Below are 21,733 nucleotides of genomic sequence, written 5' to 3'. Positions count from 1 at the left end.
TCACTCTCTAATTTTGATTTAAAAGGCAGGATCCCAGTCAACTTCGATCCGTTGAGCTTCGCGATCAACTTTGATGATCACTTGCTCTTCAAGGAACGGAATTAATCGTTCCTTTTGGCCAAAAGCATCCTTCAGATTAGCTTTCACCACCAAAACATCGTTTGAACCCGTCTCAAGCATGTCTGAGACTTCGCCTAGGTCATAACCTTTAGTGGTTACAACTTTCATTCCAAACAATTCACGCCAGTAGAATTCTTCTTCTGACAGTTCAGGTAATGAAGATGGGGTTACTGAGATTTCAAGGTTAGTCAATAGATGTGCATCTTCACGTACATCAAGACCTTCCAGCTTACACACATAACCTTTGTTATGACGCTTCCAGCTTTCTACCTTGCACTCAACCCATGTCCCCTTTTGGTTCAAGAACCAAGGGCTATAACCGAAAATGTTTTCAGCATCGTCTGTAAAGGAATGAACTTTAAGCCAACCACGAATGCCATAAGTAGCGCCGAGCTTTCCTACAACAATATTTTCGTTATGTTCACTCATTCATTCTTTTCCTTAACATCGAGATAAATTGCTGATTAAGCCGCTTTTTGAGCGTCTTTAACTAGCTTAGCTACACGGTCAGAAACTGTAGCACCTTGTGAAACCCAATGGTTCACACGGTCTAGGTCTAGACGTAGACCTTCTTCTTGACCTTGAGCTGTAGGGTTAAAGAAACCTACTTTCTCGATGAAACGACCTGTAGCTGCGCGACGGCTGTCTGCTACTACGATTTGATAAAATGGACGCTTCTTAGCGCCGTGACGTGCCAAACGAATGGTAACCATGTCGTCCTCTTTGCTTTCTCAATAAAATAATTAACCCCAAACTACTCTCAGAGTTGCATGGGGTCTCGTGCCAAAATAAAGCTCGGGAATTTTACTCTTATTCCCAGTCTTTGCAAGGGCTTTAGCTACTTTTTAGCCAACTAATTGAATGTGAGCTAGTTAACAGCTTGAAAATAAAAAGGCTCTACCTAAATAGAGCCTTAAAATCTTAGCTGATAACTGATAGCTACAAGCTGATAGAGTTATCGACCGAAAGGACCACCCATTCCGCCCATACCACCGCCACCCATGCCGCCCATCATGCCTTGCATGTTGCGCATCATGCCGCGCATTCCGCCTTTCTGCATTTTCTTCATCATCTTTTGCATCTGGGTGAATTGCTTGAGTAGACGGTTTACGTCTTGCACCTGAGTACCTGAACCTGCAGCGATACGCTTTTTGCGTGAGCCTTTGATTAGCTCTGGACGCAAGCGCTCTTTCATGGTCATAGAGCTGATGATTGCTTCCATCTGCTTAAACATCTTGTCGTCTACCTTATCTTTCATATTGTCAGGTAGATTACCCATGCCTGGCAGTTTGCCCATCATTCCAGCCATGCCGCCCATGTTTTCCATCTGGCCTAGTTGTTCACGGAAGTCTTCAAGGTCAAAGCCTTTCTTCTCCTTGAACTTCTTAGCCATCTTCTCTGCTTTATCGGTATCTACATTACGCTGTAGATCTTCGATAAGAGAAAGAACATCACCCATACCCAGGATACGAGAAGCGACTCGATCTGGATGGAAAGGTTCTAGTGCGTCCGTTTTTTCACCTACACCCAAGAACTTAATTGGCTTGCCTGTGATGTGTTTAACCGATAGGGCCGCACCACCACGTGCATCACCATCAACCTTAGTTAGAATCACACCGGTTAGGGGTAGTGCATCGCCAAATGCTTTTGCTGTATTTGCCGCATCCTGACCCGTCATGGCATCAACCACAAATAAGGTCTCAACCGGGTTAATCGCAGTATGAAGCTGCTTTATCTCACCCATCATCTCTTCATCGATGGCTAGACGACCAGCTGTATCGACTAAAAGTACGTCGTAGAATTTCTTCTTCGCATGGTCGATAGCAGCATTAGCGATATCTAGAGGCTTTTGGTCTGCGCTTGATGGAAAGAAGTCTACGCCTACTTCAGAGGCTAATGTTTCTAGCTGTTTGATCGCTGCAGGACGATATACGTCGGCAGAAACCACCAGTACTTTTTTCTTATCACGCTCAGAAAGAAGTTTAGAAAGCTTAGCGACACTGGTGGTTTTACCCGCACCTTGTAAGCCAGCCATTAATACTACAGCCGGTGGCTGAGCAGCTAGGTTGAGACCTTCGTTGGACTCGCCCATTACAGCTTCTAATTCAGACTGAACAATCTTAATGAATTCTTGGCCTGGAGTAAGAGATTTAGACACCTCTACACCTACCGCGCCTTCTTTAACACGCTTGATGAAGTCGCGTACTACAGGAAGGGCGACATCCGCCTCTAACAGCGCCATGCGTACTTCGCGCAGCGTCTCTTTTATATTGTCTTCGGTCAGACGACCTTTACCGCTGATGTTCTTCAGCGTCTTGGATAATCGTTCTGTTAAGTTATCAAACATCGTGCTCTCTTCGCGTTGAATTGCGATTAATTACTCGAAGTATACCTCACAGCCACTATTTACAAAACCATGCGCAATAAGTACATAGCCAGTAATGTGGTATTAGGTGTATAATTTCCTTTTAAATCCAAATACTAATGTCGACTGAATATGGACTTTGTGGTTGTTATCCTAGCCGTACTTTTATACCTAACGGCAACCTTTCTGATTCTTCCAGGGCTATTACGTCAGTCGGAGATCAATAAAAAAGTTGTTTTGGGTATAGCGTTTGTTGCTTTGATCCTGCACTTTTCAACGTTAGTTGAGGGTATCTTTGCGCCTTACGGGCAAAACATGAGCATTCTCAATGTCGCTTCATTGGTGAGTATTATCATCTCACTAGTACTGACCTTGGCTATGTTTAAAACTCGCTTATGGTTTTTGCTGCCTATTGCCTATGGATTTTCTTGCCTTAGCCTTGTTGCTGCCGAATTTGTTCCGGGTACCTTTATTACTCATTTCGAGCATTCACCTGGCTTAATTATTCATATTACGCTGGCTCTGTTTTCGTATGCAACGCTAATGATTGCGGCTTTGTATGCAATGCAATTGGCTTGGCTTGATTTCAAGCTAAAACAAAAGACTTCTCAAGCATTAAACCCCAACCTTCCTCCTTTAATGAAGGTCGAACGTCAACTTTTCAATATCATTTTGATCGGAAATGGCTTACTTACTCTTACTTTAATGAGTGGCCCATTATTTGTTGAAGACTTTTTAAGCAGTGGGAAAACTCACAAAGCTTTATTGTCTTTCATCGCATGGCTAGTGTTCAACGTTTTATTGTGGGGCCACTATAAGCTGGGGTGGCGTGGTAAAAAGGTCACTTGGTTTTCAATTATCGGCGCTTTTTTACTAACCCTTGCCTACTTTGGCAGCCGATTCGTACGTGAGATCATACTGACCTAATCGGCATACTTTGTTGACAGTTGCCGTTAAATCATTCATTAATTGAAAACAGCTCAATAAAAGGATTCGTTTAATTTGGACGACATATCAACCGGGGTACTGTTTACCCTCCTTGCATGTCTTATCATTATATCAGGCTATTTTTCAGGTTCAGAGACTGGGATGATGTCCCTGAACCGTTATAGATTAAAGCACCTTTCAAATCAGGGGCACAAGGGAGCGCGTCGCGTAGAGAAGCTTCTTACTCGACCCGATCGCTTAATCGGCCTAATTCTTATTGGCAACAACCTCGTTAATATTTTGGCATCAGCCATAGCCACCATACTCGGCATGCGTTTATACGGCGATATCGGTGTTGCGATTGCCACTGGTGCTCTCACCTTAGTGGTGCTAGTTTTCGCTGAAGTGACGCCTAAAACTCTTGCGTCTATGTATCCTGAGCGTGTCTCCTATACCAGTAGTATTCTGTTGAAGATACTAATGAAGTTGCTGTCACCACTGGTGATTCTAGTCAATTTTATTACCAATGGCTTCTTGCGACTGTTAGGCATCAAGGACATCAATAATAAGTCTGACCATCTAAGCTCGGAAGAGCTTAGAACTGTGGTGAACGAAGCTGGTAGCTTAATACCGAGTCGTCACCAGGACATGTTGGTTTCTATATTGGATCTCGAGAACGTTACCGTGAACGATATTATGGTGCCTCGAAATGAGATCACGGGTATCGATGTCAATGATGACTGGAAATCTATTGTCCGCCAATTGACTCACTCTCCTCATGGTCGAGTCGTGCTCTACCGTGACCAGATTGATGAAGTGGTGGGTATGGTTCGATTGCGTGAAGCGTATCGCTTGATGCTTGAGAAAAATGAGTTCAATAAACAAACCTTGCTAAAGTCTGCTGATGAAATTTATTTCATTCCTGAGGCAACGCCACTCAATGTGCAGTTAATAAAGTTTCAGCGCAATAAAGAGCGTATTGGACTGGTTGTAGATGAATACGGTGACATCATAGGTTTAGTTACCCTAGAAGATATCTTAGAAGAGATCGTGGGAGAATTTACCACGTCTATGGCCCCTAGCCTTGCGGAAGAAATTACACCACAAGCTGATGGCAGCTACCTCATTGAAGGCAGTGCAAACATCAGAGACATCAACAAAGGTCTGCAGTGGGATTTACCTACCGATGGACCTAGAACGCTAAATGGGCTCATTCTAGAGCATTTGCAAGATCTTCCTGAAACTCACATCAGCCTCATGGTGGCAAAGCACAATATGGAAGTTATCGACTTTTCAGAAAACAAAATCAAGATGGTGAAGGTTCATCCAATTCAATAGTGAGTGATTTTACTTTCATAAGAAACCAAAAAGGCTCCCATCGGAGCCTTTTTATTAATAGAGAGAAAAGCTACACCTTAAGTGTTTGCAGCATCTCTTCAGGAAGAGCAAGCTCATCATTTTTATTCACTGACACTCCTGCTTCCAGAATAGCGCTAGCGATAGCTTTCGCTTCTTCTAGAGAGTGCATTTCTGCAGTACCACATTGGTATTCATTCAGCTCAGGGATTTTATTTTGTCCCTCTACCTTAAGTACATCTTCCATTGATGAAACCCATGCAGTGGCTACATCAGACTCAGACGGTGTACCAATCAGGCTCATGTAAAAACCAGTACGGCATCCCATTGGAGAAATATCGATAATTTCAACTGAGTCACCATTTAGGTGGTTACGCATAAAACCGGCGTACAGATGCTCAAGTGTATGAATCCCTCTTTCGGACAGGATGTCTTTGTTCGGCTGAGTAAAGCGAAGGTCGAATACTGTAATCGTATCGCCACTTGGAGTTTGCATCGTTTTTGCCACGCGCACTGCTGGTGCGTTCATTTTGGTGTGGTCAACTGTAAAACTGTCTAATAGGGGCATAATCGGCTCTCCAAGGTTATTTCAAATACGCGAAGTATTCTTTTAAGTATTGTTCAAAATCTACCGAGTCGGCAGCTTCAATTTGTTGTTGTTTATTCAAAGAGTCCGCGACTTCTTGGTCCATCATTTTCTGAGAATAAACGCTGTAATTGTGTTGACGATACTGCTGCTGATAGCGATCACCTAACTGCATACCGAACTGGCCATTTCCGCCTTTCTCTTTCACTGCAGCAAGCATTTTCCCAGATAGGGTTAACTCGGGCTCATCAATCCAATCGCGCAACTCATTGCATACATCTTGATAGCCCGTACTATCATTGGCTTCATCCATTACCTTAGCGATTTGCTCAAACTGGTCAAAGATGCGGTGCACCCACTGCTGCAAGGTCAGCTTTTCACCATCACAGCCAATCGTCAGGTAAACACCCTTACGTCGACCTTCAGTAATCACTGAATTCCAATTATGTTTCCAGCAATTTAGCTCACAGTCATCCATAGGATCAGACTCTGTCAGCGCGCACCAAGTAAGAAAGATATCAAGGAAGCGAATCTGACGTTCGCTAATGCCCACAGCATTAAACGGGTTAACGTCTAAAGCACGAACCTCAATATATTCAACGCCGCCACGCTCAAGAGCTTCTGAAGGCTTTTCACCACTTTTAGCTACTCGTTTAGGTCTTATAGGAGCGTAAAGTTCATTCTCTATCTGTAATACATTACTGTTTAGCTGTTTAAACTGACCATCTTCTTTGACGCCAATATTAGAGAATTTTTCTGAAGGTTTACGAATTGCTCGATTCAAGCCTTCTAGATACTGATCTACGCTATTAAAGCTTATCTTTAGCTCGCTTTGCTCGCTATTGGTATAACCCAAATCACTCATACGCAAAGAGGTAGCATATGGTAGATACAAGGTACCAGTACCATTTAGCCTTTCAAAGGGTAGGTCTGTTTCACGACCTTGAATAAAAGTTTCACAGATCGCAGGAGAGGCACCAAAGAAATATGGGATTAACCATCCAAAACGATAATAATTGCGAATCAACCCAAAGTAAGCATCAGACTTAGCGTCCTGGCGCTGCTGTTCGTTTTGTTCACCATATAAACTGTCCCAAAAACTCTCAGGAAACGAAAAGTTAAAGTGAACCCCAGAGATAATCTGCATCAAGCTTCCATAGCGATGCTTCAACCCCTGGCGGTAAAGAGTTTTCATTTGGCCTGAATTTGAAGAACCATACTGTGCAAGTGCAATGTCGTCTTCATCAGCAACAGCACATGGCATAGACAATGGCCATAACTGCTCTTGATCTAACTTGCTATGAGCATAGTGATGAATGTCCTGCAATTGAGACAGCAATGTAGGGATATCATTTGAAACAGGAGTAATAAACTCCATTAACGATTCTGAGAAATCGGTAGTAATCCACTCATGGGTCAAAGGAGAACCCAAGCTCTCTGGATGAAAAGTTGTTGCTATGTGGCCATCGGGTTTGTAGCGAAGTGTTTCTCGCTCCACGCCGCGTCCATACTGCGTAAATACCTGCTTATTAGCAGCCACCTGTGCTAGGCGGTTAGAAAAAATAGTCAAAACAAGGCCACTTATATTTTTAGAGAGTACTCTCTCAATAGACTGCCCTGTACTTGAGAACAAGCACAGGGCATACAACTACCCCATAGATGGGTCGACTAAGGCGCAATTTCAAGTGTTTGAATAGGGAAATTTAACGTCTTAAGTTGAGGCATTAGCTGTTTTGCATCCCCGACAACGATAATCTGATAGTCAGCAGGATCAAACCATTTATTTGCCATTTCATTGAGCGTTTCTTTTGATACGTCAGCAACAATATTATTGCGCACAGCTAAGTAGTCATGATCCAAGTTGTAGGTCAGTATTGAGCTTAACAAATAGGCTTTCTGTCCTGGCGTTTCATACTTCAACGCATCTTGTTGCCCAACAGCTAGTCGCATGAATTCAATTTCTTTATCAGTAAAGCCCTCTTTTGCTGCACTGTCCATTTCTTTGATCAGTTCTTTAATGGCTGGAGCGGTTGAATCAGCCCTGACTTGAGCAGTAGCAACGACAGCCCCGATTTCCCTATTAGCCGAAATATAGCTACTTGCGCCGTAGGTATAACCCTTATCTTCACGCAAGTTTTGATTGATACGGCTGTTAAAGTTGCCGCCTAGATTGAAGTTAGCCAGTTGAGTAAGGTAACTCTCTCCTGTTGCATCAAAAGGTAGCCCTCTGCGAACTAAGCGCACTGCCGTTTGAGGAGCTCCCGGCTTATCAACCAAGAATAGCGTTTGCTCTCCCATCGCTGGTAAACGACGCTGACGTAGCATTGGAGGTGTTTCGCCCTGCCACTGTTGCAAGCTATCAAGCTCTTTACGTACTTGCCTCTCAGATAAGTCACCGACCACCAAAATCTGCGTGCCCTTTGGCGTGTAGTACTTATTATAAAACGCTTTTACATCATCCAAGGTTAGGCTTTTCACTGACGCCATAGTGCCAGATGCAGAGCGTCCATAAATCGTGTCGCCGTATAGGACTTGTCTTGTTGCTTGAGATGCTAACCAGTTTGGTGTTTGATGCTCGTACACTATCCCTTCTAACATTTGACGCTTAACGCGCTCGAAGTCTTCTTCTTTCAGCAATGGATTGAACAGAGCATTTTCAACCAGTTCCATTGTAGCGGTAAAGTTTTTACTCAAGCTAGAAACAGTCACAGTTGTATTGTACTGGCCTGCACTTAAAGAGGCGCTACTGCCCAATTTATCCAACTCCGCTGTAAGCTCTTCACTGGTTAGGGTCTTGTCTCCCTCTGAGACCATAGATGCAGTAAGACTGGCTAGCCCTTCTTTACCCACCGGTGCGTAGCGATTGCCTGCAGGCATCTTTATTTGCATAACCACTGTCGGCGTTTCAGACGTTTCACTGCCTAGTACTTCAATGTCATTGTTTAAGTGGAATGAATACAGCTCAGGCATGGTACCCGTAACTGCAGACTGCACTTCCGGCATCACTGAACGATCAAACGTATCATTCACGAAGCGGTACTCTAATTCGCTATCTTCGATCTTCTTGTTTTCAGGTAATGTTCTTGGCGGCGTTTCAAAGGTCGCCGTCTTGGCGGCTAGCTCTAATTTACCTTTAGGTACTACCGATAAGATCACCTTGTGTTTATTGTCGATAAACTCTTGATATACCTTATAAATAGAATCTGGCGTAACCTTACGTAAGCGTTCTAGTTCAATCTGAAGTCGATCTGGCTGTTGATAGAAAGTCTCATTAGACGCCAGTTGTGTCACCTTGCCACGTACACTCTGCAAGGCGAAGATTGAGCCGGCTTCTGCGCTACCCACTATTTCTTGTAGCGAATCAGGGTTGATATCAGAAAGCTGCAAATTATCGATGATGTCATACACTTCGTCATACAAAGGCGTTAGATCGGCTCTCTTACTAGAGTCAGCCATTACGTAAACATAAAAATTACAAGCTAACTCCGTACATTGATGGAATGCCCCTGCATCAAGCGCTTTTTCCGTCTTAACTAGTTTTTGGTAAAGGATACTATTTCGTCCGCTCCCTAAAACCTTAGCTAATACGTCAAGATCAGCATTACGCGCTTCCCCTTGGTAAGTCGTTGGCCACCCCATGACAAGCATCGGTTGTTGGATCATACGATCTTCAAGGGTAACGTAGCGGTCTTCATTGAGAACAGCCGGTTGCTTAGGTGCAGCCTCTACTTCTGGACCACGGGGAATTGGACCAAAATACTTTTCTACCCATTCAAGTACTTGCTCTGTCTCAAAATCACCACCTATGGTCAATACCGCATTGTTTGGGCCATACCAACGCAAGAAGAAGGCTTTAAGATCATTCACATCGACTTTATCTAAGTCTTCAACATAACCAATGGTCTGCCATGAGTAAGGATGCCCTTCCGGATACATAGCTTCACCCATTTTTTCCCACATCAAGCCATACGGTCGATTATCATAGTTTTGAGCGCGTTCATTTTTAACGGTATCACGCTGTATTTCAAACTTGCGTTGAGAAACAGCTTCAAGCAAGAAACCCATACGATCTGACTCAAGCCAAAGCATCTTCTCTAGCTGGTTCGATGGCACAGTTTCAAAATAGTTAGTGCGGTCACGATTAGTTGTGCCGTTAAGAGATCCACCCGCTTCGGTAATGATCTTAAAGTGTTGTTGATCTGCTACATGCTTTGAGCCTTGAAACATCATGTGCTCAAAGAAATGCGCAAAGCCAGATTTGCCAATCTCCTCCCTTGCAGATCCCACATGATAAGTCACATCAACGTGAACCAAAGGATCTGAGTTATCAGGCGCTAAGATTAATGTTAATCCATTGGCTAGCTTATATTTTGAATAGGCGATCGACGCCTTGCCCGGTGTTACATCGACTTTTTCAACTAACTGAATAGCAGAGTCATTTGATTTCGGTTCGACTGTGCTCTCTTGAGTAGAGCAAGCTGCTAATAGAGTCACAGCGGTCAGCGTGCCCACAAGTTTGCACTTGGACAATGACAGGTTAAGACGAGATAAGATCATTGTTATTCCTTATAGATTACCCAACCCAGTGTACAACCCCACTAGCACCGCATAGCGGACCAGTTTTCCTAGGGTTATCAGCACCAAACAAGGAAGAAAGCGCATTCGAAGCCACCCAGCGGCTAAACACAAAGGGTCACCAATAACGGGAGCCCAGCTAAACAATAGACTCCAATAGCCATATTTTTGTAGCCAAGCTATGGCTTTGTGACCATGTTTTTCCTGCTGAGTTCGATTTGGTATCCACAAACCCAGCCAATAGTTGGTTAAACCTCCGAGAGTGTTACCTAACGTAGCAACCAACAAGATGCTAAAAATTGAATATTGATTAAGACTCAGAGTAGCGATAAGCGCCGCTTCTGAACCGCCAGGAAGTAATGTTGCGCTCAAAAAACCAGTGGCAAATAGTAACGTCAGAGCCGAATCTGCAAACCAAACACCGAGCTGAGAAAACACAGCATCCACTAGCTAACGGCCTCAAAGCAACACGTACTCTTAAAATATACGTTACAAGTAAACGAGATAAGCCATACAGGCATAGTTTTCTGACCATTTAAGATGCATATCGTTACATATTACCGACAATTGTTAGGAATATCATTGTTTTGCTGTCAGAGATAAGTGAAAAAAAAGGATGCAAAAATGCATCCTTTTCTCAATATAGAAGTAGATTAGCCCACTAGCGCAAGTAGGATGCCCGCGGCTACTGCCGATCCTAATACACCGGCTACGTTCGGACCCATAGCATGCATCAATAGGAAATTCTGAGGGTTTGCCTGCAGACCAACCTTGTTAACCACACGAGCTGCCATTGGAACTGCAGATACACCCGCAGCACCAATGAGTGGGTTAATATCTTCTTTAGACACTTTATTTAACAGCTTAGCCATTAACACACCACCTGCGGTACCAATACTGAAGGCGACTGCACCAAGACCAAGGATACCTAAGGTTTCAATGTTCAAGAACTTATCCGCTTGAAGCTTTGAGCCTACGCCAAGACCTAAGAAGATAGTGACAATATTGATGAGTTCGTTCTGAGCTGTTTTACTCAAACGATCCACAACACCTGCTTCTCGCATCAGATTCCCAAGACAAAACATTCCGACTAAAGGTGTTGCCGACGGCAAAAACAGGATTGTCATTAACAATACACCTAGCGGGAAGAATACCTTCTCACCTTTACCCACATGACGAAGCTGCGCCATTTTGATAGTGCGTTCTTCTGGGGTGGTCAACGCCTTCATAATAGGTGGCTGAATAATTGGAACTAAAGCCATGTAGCTGTATGCAGAAACAGCGATAGCACCGAGTAAATCAGGGGATAATCGACTTGCTAAGAAGATGGCGGTTGGGCCATCAGCACCACCAATAATGGCAATAGACGATGCATCAGCCAAGCTAAACTCCATACCGGGTACATAGTTGAGCAAGATAGCGCCAAACAAGGTTGCAAAGATACCAAATTGCGCTGCAGCCCCTAACCACAGTGTTTTAGGGTTAGCAATCAAAGCACCGAAGTCGGTCATTGCCCCTACGCCCATAAAGATAAGCAACGGGAATACCCCAGTGGAAATCCCAACTTCATAGACGTAGTAGAGCAAACCACCGGGCTCAGTAAAGCCTGCATTTGGAATATTAGCTAGAATGGCACCAAAGCCAATAGGCAGAAGTAATAAAGGCTCAAAGCCCTTACGAATGGCAAGAAACAGCAAACCACAACCAACCAAGATCATACAGATCTGGCCAAATTCAAAGTTAGCGATGCCCGTCTCTCTCCAGAGAATAAGTAAACCGTCCATGTTGTATTACTTCCTTACGCTAAGCTAAGTAGCGGTGAGCCAACAGAGACAGAATCACCTTCTTTCACATGCAAACCTTGTACTACGCCACCTCGTGCCGCTCGTACTTCAGTTTCCATCTTCATTGCTTCAAGTATCAGTAGCACATCGCCTTCTTCGACTACGACGCCACTCGACACATTTACTTTGAATATATTACCTGCCAAAGGAGCTGGAACATCTTCTGCATTATTCACCTCTGCCGCTGCAACTGGCGTAGCCGCTGTGGTAGCACCCGCTGGAGTTACGGAAGTCAGTTCACCTTGAGGACCTACTTGCACATCAAAGACCTGGCCATCTACCTTGACGCTGTAGGCTTCTATTGCTGTGTTCACACTAGCAACAGGAGCAGGTTTAGTTTCTTCTACTTCAGTACCCGGTACTGGTTCAAACATAGATGGATTATGACGGTTCTTAAGGAACTTAAGGCCCACTTGAGGGAACAGTGCATAGGTTAGAACATCATCTTCAATGTCTTCTGACAGTGATATGTTTTCTGCTTTCGCTTTCTTTTGAAGATCAAGTGTCAAAGCTGCAAATTCATCTTCTAATTGATCCGCAGGACGACAAGTGATTGGCTCAACTCCATTTAGCACTTTCTGTTGTAGCTCTTCATTTAGTTCAGCTGGCGCTTTGCCGTACTCACCTTTTAGTATGCCGGCTGTTTCTTTGGTTATGCTCTTGTAGCGTTCGCCAGTTAAGACATTGATAACCGCTTGAGTACCAACAATTTGTGAGGTTGGTGTAACCAAAGGAATATAGCCAAGATCTTTACGTACACGAGGGATCTCTTCTAGCACTTCATCTAACCGATCAGCAGCACCCTGTTCTTTTAATTGGCCTTCCATATTGGTTAACATTCCACCAGGAACCTGCGCAATCAAAATACGAGAATCAACCCCTTTTAATTGGCCTTCAAACTTTGCGTACTTTTTACGTACTTCTCGGAAATAAGCCGCAATAGGTTCGATTTGGTCTAATTTCAGGTTGGTATCGCGCTCTGTGCCTTCAAGCATCGCAACAACAGTTTCCGTTGGCGTATGACCATAAGTGCAGCTCATAGACGAAATAGCGGTATCTAGGATATCTACGCCTGCCTCTACCGCTTTAATAGCAGTTGCCGTACTCAAACCAGTTGTCGCATGACAGTGAAGCGCGAGTGGAACATCACATGCATCTTTAATGCGAGTGATCAGCTCTTCAGCCTCATAAGGCTTAAGCAAGCCTGACATGTCTTTAATACATAAAGAGTGACAACCTAAGTCCTCTAAACGCTTAGCAAGATCAACCCATGTATCAGAATTATGTACAGGGCTTGTTGTGTAAGAGAGTGTACCTTGAGCATGGGCGCCAACATCAACCACTGACTTAACGGCTTTTTCAAAGTTACGTACGTCATTCATCGCGTCAAAGACACGGAATACGTCCATACCATTGGCATGAGCACGTTCCACAAACTTTTCAACCACATCATCGGCATAGTGACGATAGCCTAGAAGATTTTGCCCACGCAATAACATTTGCATTGGTGTATTAGGCATTGCTTTCTTAAGCTCACGCAAACGCTCCCATGGATCTTCTCCAAGAAAGCGAATACATGAATCAAAGGTCGCTCCACCCCAAGTTTCTAGTGACCAATAGCCAACTTTATCCAGTTCAGCCGCAATCGGCAGCATATCTTCTAAGCGCATACGTGTTGCGAATAAAGATTGATGCGCATCTCGCAGTACTACGTCTGTTATTGCAAGTGGTTTAGACATGCTCATTAACTCCTTCTAATTTTTTGTCTATTGGGCTACAGCTGAACGATGGCGATGCACAGCGGCCGAAATAGCGGCCACAACTTTTGGATCGACTCGATGGGTAGACTCAGCTTGAGTAACTTGTTTAAGATTTTGCGGACTTACTGGTGCCACAGGTTGTTCTGCCGGAAGTAACTTCGACATCAAACGAACCACAAACACCAATAAAGTAAGAAAAAGAAAAACCATAGCCATACCAATGGCCATAATTGAGGCTGCTTCCGATAGCAAACCTGAGATGTTATCCATAATAAAATTCCCTTATTTGTCTTCCTGACAATTCGACGTTTTCACATCGAGCACCTGATTATCTAGATTGGCGAAAATTTGTCAATTTTCTTTATTCAGGCACATGCAGGCAAACCATTGCATAGAAAGTATGCGAATTGAAGACAAAATACTGAGATCAGACCAGAATTTATCAAAAACACTTATAAAACAGTGCTTTATGTAATAACAAGGTTATGAGGATGATAATGAGATGTTATAAAAAAACCCCGCCGAAGCGAGGTTTTGTGAAGTGGCGCGTCCTGGAGGATTCGAACCTCCGACCGCCTGGTTCGTAGCCAGGTACTCTATCCAGCTGAGCTAAGGACGCGCAATGCTTCTTTGCAGAAGACTTTATAGAAAAACTGATACTTATATCAATTCTTCGTTGTAGTGGCGCGTCCTGGAGGATTCGAACCTCCGACCGCCTGGTTCGTAGCCAGGTACTCTATCCAGCTGAGCTAAGGACGCGCGATGCTTCTTATGCAGAAGACTTTGTAGAAAAACTGATACTTGTATCAACTCTTCGTTGTAGTGGCGCGTCCTGGAGGATTCGAACCTCCGACCGCCTGGTTCGTAGCCAGGTACTCTATCCAGCTGAGCTAAGGACGCGCAGTGCTTCTTTACAGAAGGCTTATATAGAACCGTTAATTTTCATTAACCATTCATTGTAAAGTGGCGCGTCCTGGAGGATTCGAACCTCCGACCGCCTGGTTCGTAGCCAGGTACTCTATCCAGCTGAGCTAAGGACGCGCAGTATTCTCTGTTCTGAGAAGGGTGCGAAGTCTATCACACTTTTCAGTTTGTAAAACAAAAAAATTGACCATAAGGTCAATAAATGGCGGTGAGGGAGGGATTCGAACCCTCGATGCGGCTACAAACCACATACTCCCTTAGCAGGGGAGCGCCTTCGGCCACTCGGCCACCTCACCGCATTATCACTAACAAGTTAGCATTTTTCATATCAAAAAATGATATGGCGCGTCCTGGAGGATTCGAACCTCCGACCGCCTGGTTCGTAGCCAGGTACTCTATCCAGCTGAGCTAAGGACGCGCATTTGTTCTAAAAGAACGTTCGCAAGAATGGCGGTGAGGGAGGGATTCGAACCCTCGATGCGGCTACAAACCACATACTCCCTTAGCAGGGGAGCGCCTTCGGCCACTCGGCCACCTCACCGTCTTGCGGAGGCACATATTACGATTTACCAAAAATATGTCAAACATTTTATTGGCAAAATCACATAAAAAACGATTAACAGAACAACTTTCAACCAAACCGCTTAAAAATGCTAGTTATATGTACTTTATGCCCACGATAAAACGAGAAAGGCTAGTCCTATGACTAGCCTTTCGATAGAAACTTAGTAGTTGCCTGATGCAACGTTTCCATTACCTTTTTCTGCTTGAATACGCATGTAAATTTCTTCACGATGCACAGAAACTTCTTTAGGTGCGTTTACACCGATACGCACTTGGTTTCCCTTAACACCCAGTACAGTAACGGTCACTTCATCCCCAATCATTAGGGTTTCACCAACACGGCGAGTCAAAATTAGCATTCGATAGCTCCTTGCTGTCACTCAAAATACTTTGAGATCTATTATTCAATAAAAATAACAACTTGGTAAAGAACTTATTACAAAATAAGCGCTTTTTTGTCTTTAGCAACACTATGAGACTGCTCAATGTATTGAGCATGAATAAAATTGGCAGCCCGATTCAGATGTTCCGGTAATAGTAGCAACTTCACTACCCTATCACACCTAAAACTATCAAGAACTTTGATATCTTTCGCCAACAATTGAGGTAAAACATCGAGATGCACCTCTTCTAGCTCAGCACCGACAATAGTCAAAGCGCTAATTGGCTCAACTATACTGACATCTTCAGAGGAGATCTGGAGTAGCTTGGAGACATCACTATTGTTCACAATAAGGTATTCAGCCTTTTGAGAATGCACTGCGATACCAAGCAATTGACACTGCATTGCAATCTGTCCAGCTTTATCTAGATTAACAATTAGACGAGAAAGGTCACGCTGAAGTGCTAAACCACAGACATTTTTTTTGCTTTGTAAGCGAGTAACTAAAGTGCCTTGTTTTGGCGAGAACGAGGATAAAACTCGAATATTAAGGTTGTGCTTAGCAGCAAACTCAACACACGGCTCGTGTAATACCTTTGCACCATACTTTGCCATGGTTTGCATATCATCAAAGTCGACATGTTCTAATTTCAAAGCCGATTCAACAACTCTAGGGTCACAGCTATACACTCCGTCAACATCAGTGAAGATCTGACACTCGTTGGCTCCTAAAAGCCCAGCAAGAGTTACCGCACTGGTATCTGAACCTCCACGTCCAAGAGTGGTAATCGCGCCGGCTTGGTTAACACCTTGGAAGCCAGCCACAATCACTATCTGATCATCATTGAGTAGTTGGTCAAATTTCTCATTGTCTACAGACTGAATCGTTGCTTGATTATGCGTATCATCCGTCACAATCCCCGCTTGCCATCCCGTTAGAGAGGTCGCTTTGTAGCCGAGCTTATCAAGCGTCATTGCTAATAGAGCAATAGTCACCTGCTCCCCAGCAGACAAAATAACATCGAGCTCTCTTGAGCTAGGGACACTATCCACTTCATAAGCTAAGCCTTGCAACCGATTCGTTTCACCTGACATAGCCGAAACCACAACCACAACTTGATTGCCTTGCTCTTTGGTCTTTATTACCTGCTCAGCAACCGCTCGAATTCGATCAACTGAGCCTACAGATGTCCCACCAAACTTTTGCACGATTAATCGGTTCTTCACTTACTTTCCACCTTCCTAAAACAGTCTTCTGTTCTTTGTACACAGGACATTTTAAAACAACAAAACCAAGCACTTTGCGATAACAAAAATGCTTGGTTCCTATTACTTTCTTTGGGCACCAAATGCACCCAAGTTAATTACTTTTGGCTTACAGGCGCTCTTCCAACCATGGAATAACAGATTTTAAGGCTTCAGGTAATGCCGCTACGTCTGTACCGCCCGCTTGAGCCATATCAGGACGGCCGCCCCCTTTACCACCGACTTGAGTCGCAACTAAGTTAACCAACTCACCCGCTTTCACTTTACCGGTTAAGTCTTTAGTTACACCCGCAACCAAGCCGACTTTATCGTTGGCAATATTGGCGAATAAAATGACACCAGTACCAATGCGGTTTTTCGTATCATCAACCATATTACGAAGATTCTTGTTATCTGCGCCCTCAAGTGCAGCAATAAGTACCTTAATGCCGTTAATTTCCTGGACCCTACCCATAATGTTAGCGCTTTCCGCCGCTACCATTTTGTCTTTAAGGTACTGAATCTCTTTCTCTAGCGATTTTGATTTCTTTGCTGACTCAACTAACTTCTGTTGCAGTTTATCCTGCTCAACATCAATAGCATCTAGAGCCGCATCAGCCGTTACCGCTTCAATGCGACGAATACCTGCAGCAATACCGCCCTCAGAGGTAATCTTGAATAGACCAATATCACCAGTGTTAGCTGCGTGAATACCACCGCACAATTCGGTAGAGAACTCCCCCATAGAAAGTACGCGAACTTCGTCGTCATACTTTTCACCAAATAATGCCATCGCACCTTTCTGCTTAGCAGATTCGATATCCATTACATTGGTCTCAATCTCATGGTTAGTGCGAATTTGAGCATTAACCAAACGCTCTACTTGCTTCAATTCAGCAGTTGTTACCGCTTCTAGGTGTGAGAAGTCAAAACGAAGATTCTCTGCTTTAACTAATGAACCTTTCTGAGTTACGTGCTCACCTAAAACCTTACGTAGTGCAGCGTGCAGTAGGTGAGTTGCTGAGTGATTCAATGAGATTTGAGCACGTCGCGCTCCATTAACAACCGCTTTTGCTTTTTCACCCAAGCTCATCACACCTTCGACAAGCTCGCCATGGTGTGCAATTGCATTGCCTAATTTCTGAGTATCGGTAATCTTAAACTCACCTAACTCAGTTTTTAGGACACCTGTATCACCAGATTGGCCACCTGACTCGGCGTAGAAAGGCGTTTGTTCAAGAACGATAATAGCCTTCTGACCACTTGATAGGTTCTCTGTTGGTTGACCTTCTACAAAGATAGCTTCTATGTTGCTCTCACCATCTGTTGCCGAGTAACCACAAAATTCTGTTGTACTATCTAGCTTAATTGTCTCATTGTAATCAGTACCAAATTGTCCCGCTTCACGTGCACGTTGACGCTGTGCTTCCATCGCTTTCTGGAAGCCTTCTTCGTCAATGTTAAATTCACGCTCACGTGCAACATCATTGGTTAAATCAGCTGGGAAGCCATAGGTATCATACAGTTTGAATACTGTCTCACCATCAAGAGTAGATTTGCCTTCGCTCTTGAGTACGTCCAGTGCATCGTTAAGAATGCTCATACCACGCTCTAGAGTACGGCCAAAGTTTTCTTCCTCAATACGAAGTACTTTCTCAACCAGTGCTTGCTGCTTTTTAAGTTCAGCGCCAGCTTCACCCATGACATCAGCTAACACGCCAACTAGAGTGTGGAAAAATGCACCTTGAGCACCCAACTTGTTACCGTGACGAACTGCGCGGCGAATAATACGACGAAGTACGTAACCTCGACCTTCATTTGATGGCATTACGCCATCAACGATAAGGAAAGAACATGAACGGATATGATCAGCGATTACGCGCAGAGACTGATTTGAAAGGTCTTCGTATCCAACTGCTTCTGCAGATGCTTTGATAAGAGTTTGGAATACATCAATCTCATAGTTTGAATGCATACCTTGCATGATTGCAGAGATACGCTCGATACCCATACCAGTATCTACTGCCGGCTTTGGAAGAGGTTCCATCGTACCGTCAGCGTGTCGATTGAACTGCATGAATACGTTGTTCCAGATCTCGATGAAGCGATCACCATCTTCTTCTGGTGTACCAGGACGTCCGCCCCAGATATGCTCACCATGATCATAGAAAATTTCAGTACATGGTCCACATGGACCCGTGTCACCCATCGTCCAGAAGTTATCTGATTCGTAGGCTTTGCCACCTTTTTTATCGCCAATGCGGATAATACGATCAGCTGGAATGCCCATCTGTTTATTCCAGATATCAAAGGCTTCGTCGTCAGTTTCGTAGATAGTAACTAACAATTTCTCTTGTGGCAGACCAAGGGTTTCCGTTAGGAACTCCCAAGCAAACTTAATAGCATCTTCTTTAAAGTAGTCACCAAAACTGAAGTTACCCAGCATTTCAAAGAAGGTATGGTGACGGGCTGTAAAGCCAACGTTTTCTAGATCATTGTGTTTACCACCAGCACGAACACAACGCTGTGCCGTAGTCGCTCGCGTGTAGCTACGCTTTTCGGCTCCTAGGAAGCAGTCTTTAAACTGGTTCATACCTGCGTTAGTAAATAGCAGAGTAGGATCGTTATGAGGTACAAGAGAAGAACTCTCTACAATCTGGTGCCCTTTGCTCTCAAAGAACTTTAAAAAGGCACTACGAATTTCGGCGGTGCTCATGTACATGTGGCAATATCCTGAAACGTTCAAGTTAGAATTTTGCCATATTGTAAATCAAGCAAAGGAGAACGACTAGTTTTCTGTCTAATTTGCCTGAAAATGCTGATGAATTAACGAGAATTTGTCAAAAGGACTTTACTTACTCTTAAGCAATAAAAGTAAATAGATGGGTTATAACTATGAATTTACTCAGGATTTAATGCGTATTGGATCTGCTCAGAGCTAAACCCTCTATATTGTAGAAAGCGTACTTGCTTGGAGTATTCACAGCTACCTGATGTAGGGTTCTCTTCGAAGTATTTGTTTATAGATAGCTTCGCAAGCTCAAACCAATGTTGAGGTTCTTCAGCTAATGCCTGATCGATGACCTCATTACGTACGTGCTTTATATGCAAATCTTGGCGAATTCGACGTTCACCATGGCCTTTTTCGACATGTTGCTTGATTTGATCTTTAGTGTAACGCAGGTCATCTAAATAATGATGCTCTCGACAAAACTCAACAGCTTCATCAATATCACTTAGCTCAAAACCTTTATTCAGTAGTTTTTGTTGTAGCTCGTATCGACCATATTCACATCGACTCAATAGATCAAGTGCGGTCTTTTTGGCGGTCCAATTGGGCGTTTGAAAATACATACACACCTCGTGAGATTCAGTGCGAAGAAGAGAAAAAGTAAGGGGAAGTACTGAGCTTTAGGATAAAAGCTCAGTATATTAGGAGCATAATTGAGTTGCGGTTACTCGACCTCTGCCTCTTGAGTGTCTTCAAGTTGAGCTGTAGTCAGCAACATTGCACGCAACTTGCTATCGATTTCGAGGGCTGTTTCAGGGTGCTCACGAAGGAATTTACCTGCGTTTGCTTTACCTTGACCAATCTTGTCGCCTTGATAGCTGTACCAAGCACCTGCTTTTTCTACTAGCTTGTTCTTAACACCTAGATCGATCAACTCACCTTCACGGTTGAAGCCTTGACCGTACATAATTTGGGTTTCAGCTTGCTTAAATGGTGCAGCAATCTTGTTCTTAACCACTTTAATACGGGTTTCGTTACCAACAATCTCGTCACCATCTTTGATAGCACCAGTACGACGGATATCAAGACGAACAGAAGCGTAGAACTTAAGTGCGTTACCACCAGTAGTTGTCTCTGGGTTACCAAACATCACACCAATCTTCATACGAATTTGGTTGATAAAGATACACATACAGTTAGATTGTTTTAAGTTACCCGTTAGCTTACGCATTGCTTGAGAAAGCATACGTGCCTGAAGGCCCATGTGGCTATCGCCCATTTCGCCTTCAATTTCAGCTTTTGGTGTTAGTGCTGCTACTGAATCGACAACCAATACGTCGATCGCGCCAGAACGAGCTAGTGCATCACAGATCTCTAGAGCTTGCTCACCAGTATCTGGCTGAGAAACTAAAAGAGCGTCGATGTTTACGCCAAGCTTTTGTGCATAGATAGGGTCTAGTGCGTGCTCTGCATCGATAAAGGCACACGTTTTGCCTTCACGTTGAGCGGCTGCAATTAACTCTAGAGTTAATGTTGTTTTACCCGATGATTCAGGGCCGTATACTTCTACGATGCGTCCCATTGGTAGACCACCAGCACCTAGAGCGATGTCTAGAGACAGTGAACCAGTAGAAATTGTTTCTACGTCCATGGTGCGGTTATCACCAAGGCGCATAATTGAGCCTTTACCGAATTGCTTTTCTATTTGACCAAGTGCAGCCGCGAGAGCTTTTTGCTTGTTATCGTCCATTTTATGCTCCATGGAATCGGGTATTTCTAGTTGATGAATCAATTATTACTGTTAATTCATACAGTGTCTAGATGAAAAAGTGTTTTTTTTACCTGCAACAACAAATTACTTATTTTCTATATATTTTTCAATTAGTTGAAGAGCATGACAAACAGACTGATTTCTCACTTCACCACGTTCACCTGCAAATACACAGCGTTGTACCTGTATAAGTTCAGTATTAAAGGCCACAGCAAAACACACAGTGCCAACCGGCTTATCTTCACTGCCACCACCAGGACCTGCAATTCCAGTAATAGAAACTGCTATTTGAGCTGCGGAGTGTTCAACTGCACCTAAAACCATCTCTTGCGCAACTTCTTCACTCACCGCGCCAAAGCTATCTAATGAATTAGACCTCACGCCAAGCATCTCCATCTTAGCTTCGTTGCTATAGGTAACAAATGCTCTATCAAACCAAGCTGAGCTGCCGGCAATTTCGGTTACGGCTTGCGCCACACCGCCACCAGTACATGACTCTGCCGTCGCCATCATCAAGCCATTTTTCTCAAGCAGTTTCCCCACTTTAGCGCTTAAATTATTCAATGTTCTTTCCGACATCTGA

General features: G+C 43.8%; 18 protein-coding genes and 7 tRNA genes. 2 read left to right on the top strand and 23 right to left on the bottom strand.

Features of this window, described 5'->3' with window-relative positions:
- Window positions 1–18 precede the first annotated feature (18 nt).
- From rimM to ffh, 3 genes are all read right to left on the bottom strand, one after another.
- Entirely contained in the window at window positions 19–549 is a 531-nt protein-coding gene (rimM, locus tag OCU48_RS02335; RefSeq protein WP_141347216.1) for a ribosome maturation factor RimM, read from the bottom strand.
- Window positions 550–584: 35 nt separating this feature from the next.
- On the bottom strand, window positions 585–833 hold the full coding sequence (rpsP, locus tag OCU48_RS02330) for a 30S ribosomal protein S16 (protein WP_017027436.1): 249 nt from the start codon (window positions 831–833) through the stop codon (window positions 585–587).
- A gap of 242 nt (window positions 834–1,075) precedes the next feature.
- The gene (gene ffh, locus OCU48_RS02325; RefSeq protein WP_141347217.1) at window positions 1,076–2,467 is read right to left on the bottom strand and encodes a signal recognition particle protein; all 1,392 of its coding nucleotides are present in this window, start codon (window positions 2,465–2,467) and stop codon (window positions 1,076–1,078) included.
- A 150-nt stretch (window positions 2,468–2,617) separates the two neighbouring features.
- On the opposite strand from ffh, the gene OCU48_RS02320 reads away from it, so the two are divergent.
- Window positions 2,618–3,412, top strand: a complete 795-nt coding sequence (locus OCU48_RS02320; RefSeq protein WP_141347218.1) for a cytochrome C assembly family protein — start codon at window positions 2,618–2,620, stop codon at window positions 3,410–3,412.
- A 75-nt stretch (window positions 3,413–3,487) separates the two neighbouring features.
- A complete protein-coding gene (locus OCU48_RS02315; RefSeq protein WP_141347219.1) occupies window positions 3,488–4,750 on the top strand; it encodes an HlyC/CorC family transporter in 1,263 nt (420 codons plus the stop codon).
- Between the two features lie 70 nt (window positions 4,751–4,820).
- Here OCU48_RS02315 and luxS read toward each other — a convergent pair whose 3' ends face one another.
- The 20 genes from luxS to pncC form a co-directional block, all read right to left on the bottom strand.
- Window positions 4,821–5,336, bottom strand: a complete 516-nt coding sequence (gene luxS, locus OCU48_RS02310; RefSeq protein WP_141347220.1) for an S-ribosylhomocysteine lyase — start codon at window positions 5,334–5,336, stop codon at window positions 4,821–4,823.
- A gap of 16 nt (window positions 5,337–5,352) precedes the next feature.
- Window positions 5,353–6,924, bottom strand: a complete 1,572-nt coding sequence (gshA, locus tag OCU48_RS02305) for a glutamate--cysteine ligase (protein WP_167496240.1) — start codon at window positions 6,922–6,924, stop codon at window positions 5,353–5,355.
- A gap of 98 nt (window positions 6,925–7,022) precedes the next feature.
- Window positions 7,023–9,911 carry a M16 family metallopeptidase gene (locus OCU48_RS02300; protein WP_141347222.1) on the bottom strand — a complete coding sequence of 963 codons (2,889 nt, stop codon included), beginning with the start codon at window positions 9,909–9,911 and terminating at the stop codon, window positions 7,023–7,025.
- A gap of 9 nt (window positions 9,912–9,920) precedes the next feature.
- Window positions 9,921–10,376: a YqaA family protein gene (locus tag OCU48_RS02295; protein WP_141347223.1), complete on the bottom strand. Its 456-nt coding sequence runs from the start codon at window positions 10,374–10,376 to the stop codon at window positions 9,921–9,923.
- 206 nt (window positions 10,377–10,582) lie between these two features.
- On the bottom strand, window positions 10,583–11,713 hold the full coding sequence (locus OCU48_RS02290; RefSeq protein WP_141347224.1) for a sodium ion-translocating decarboxylase subunit beta: 1,131 nt from the start codon (window positions 11,711–11,713) through the stop codon (window positions 10,583–10,585).
- A gap of 14 nt (window positions 11,714–11,727) precedes the next feature.
- A complete protein-coding gene (oadA, locus tag OCU48_RS02285; protein WP_141347225.1) occupies window positions 11,728–13,512 on the bottom strand; it encodes a sodium-extruding oxaloacetate decarboxylase subunit alpha in 1,785 nt (594 codons plus the stop codon).
- A 27-nt stretch (window positions 13,513–13,539) separates the two neighbouring features.
- On the bottom strand, window positions 13,540–13,803 hold the full coding sequence (locus OCU48_RS02280; protein ID WP_141269822.1) for an oxaloacetate decarboxylase subunit gamma: 264 nt from the start codon (window positions 13,801–13,803) through the stop codon (window positions 13,540–13,542).
- A gap of 272 nt (window positions 13,804–14,075) precedes the next feature.
- Window positions 14,076–14,152 (bottom strand) — tRNA-Arg (locus tag OCU48_RS02275).
- A 63-nt stretch (window positions 14,153–14,215) separates the two neighbouring features.
- Window positions 14,216–14,292, bottom strand: a tRNA-Arg gene (locus OCU48_RS02270).
- A 64-nt stretch (window positions 14,293–14,356) separates the two neighbouring features.
- Window positions 14,357–14,433 (bottom strand) — tRNA-Arg (locus OCU48_RS02265).
- Between the two features lie 64 nt (window positions 14,434–14,497).
- Window positions 14,498–14,574: transfer RNA gene (locus OCU48_RS02260), tRNA-Arg, on the bottom strand.
- Between the two features lie 86 nt (window positions 14,575–14,660).
- Window positions 14,661–14,753: transfer RNA gene (locus OCU48_RS02255), tRNA-Ser, on the bottom strand.
- Between the two features lie 45 nt (window positions 14,754–14,798).
- Window positions 14,799–14,875, bottom strand: a tRNA-Arg gene (locus OCU48_RS02250).
- A gap of 30 nt (window positions 14,876–14,905) precedes the next feature.
- Window positions 14,906–14,998, bottom strand: a tRNA-Ser gene (locus OCU48_RS02245).
- A gap of 184 nt (window positions 14,999–15,182) precedes the next feature.
- Window positions 15,183–15,380, bottom strand: coding sequence for a carbon storage regulator CsrA (gene csrA, locus OCU48_RS02240; protein WP_004415691.1), 198 nt, complete (start codon window positions 15,378–15,380; stop codon window positions 15,183–15,185).
- Between the two features lie 77 nt (window positions 15,381–15,457).
- The gene (locus OCU48_RS02235; protein WP_141346818.1) at window positions 15,458–16,630 is read right to left on the bottom strand and encodes an aspartate kinase; all 1,173 of its coding nucleotides are present in this window, start codon (window positions 16,628–16,630) and stop codon (window positions 15,458–15,460) included.
- A 148-nt stretch (window positions 16,631–16,778) separates the two neighbouring features.
- Window positions 16,779–19,370, bottom strand: coding sequence for an alanine--tRNA ligase (gene alaS, locus OCU48_RS02230; RefSeq protein ID WP_141346819.1), 2,592 nt, complete (start codon window positions 19,368–19,370; stop codon window positions 16,779–16,781).
- Between the two features lie 179 nt (window positions 19,371–19,549).
- Window positions 19,550–20,002: a recombination regulator RecX gene (gene recX / locus OCU48_RS02225; protein WP_141346820.1), complete on the bottom strand. Its 453-nt coding sequence runs from the start codon at window positions 20,000–20,002 to the stop codon at window positions 19,550–19,552.
- A 101-nt stretch (window positions 20,003–20,103) separates the two neighbouring features.
- Window positions 20,104–21,129 (bottom strand): recombinase RecA, encoded by a 1,026-nt coding sequence (gene recA / locus OCU48_RS02220; protein ID WP_141346821.1) that lies wholly within the window; start codon window positions 21,127–21,129, stop codon window positions 20,104–20,106.
- 105 nt (window positions 21,130–21,234) lie between these two features.
- Window positions 21,235–21,729 carry a nicotinamide-nucleotide amidase gene (gene pncC / locus OCU48_RS02215; protein WP_208727212.1) on the bottom strand — a complete coding sequence of 165 codons (495 nt, stop codon included), beginning with the start codon at window positions 21,727–21,729 and terminating at the stop codon, window positions 21,235–21,237.
- Between the last annotated feature and the right edge of the window lie 4 nt (window positions 21,730–21,733).

The organism is Vibrio inusitatus, from assembly GCA_024346935.1.
Taxonomy (GTDB): domain Bacteria; phylum Pseudomonadota; class Gammaproteobacteria; order Enterobacterales; family Vibrionaceae; genus Vibrio; species Vibrio inusitatus.
The sequence above is the reverse complement of the archived record's forward strand: the minus strand, read 5'-3'. Positions and strand labels throughout refer to the sequence as shown.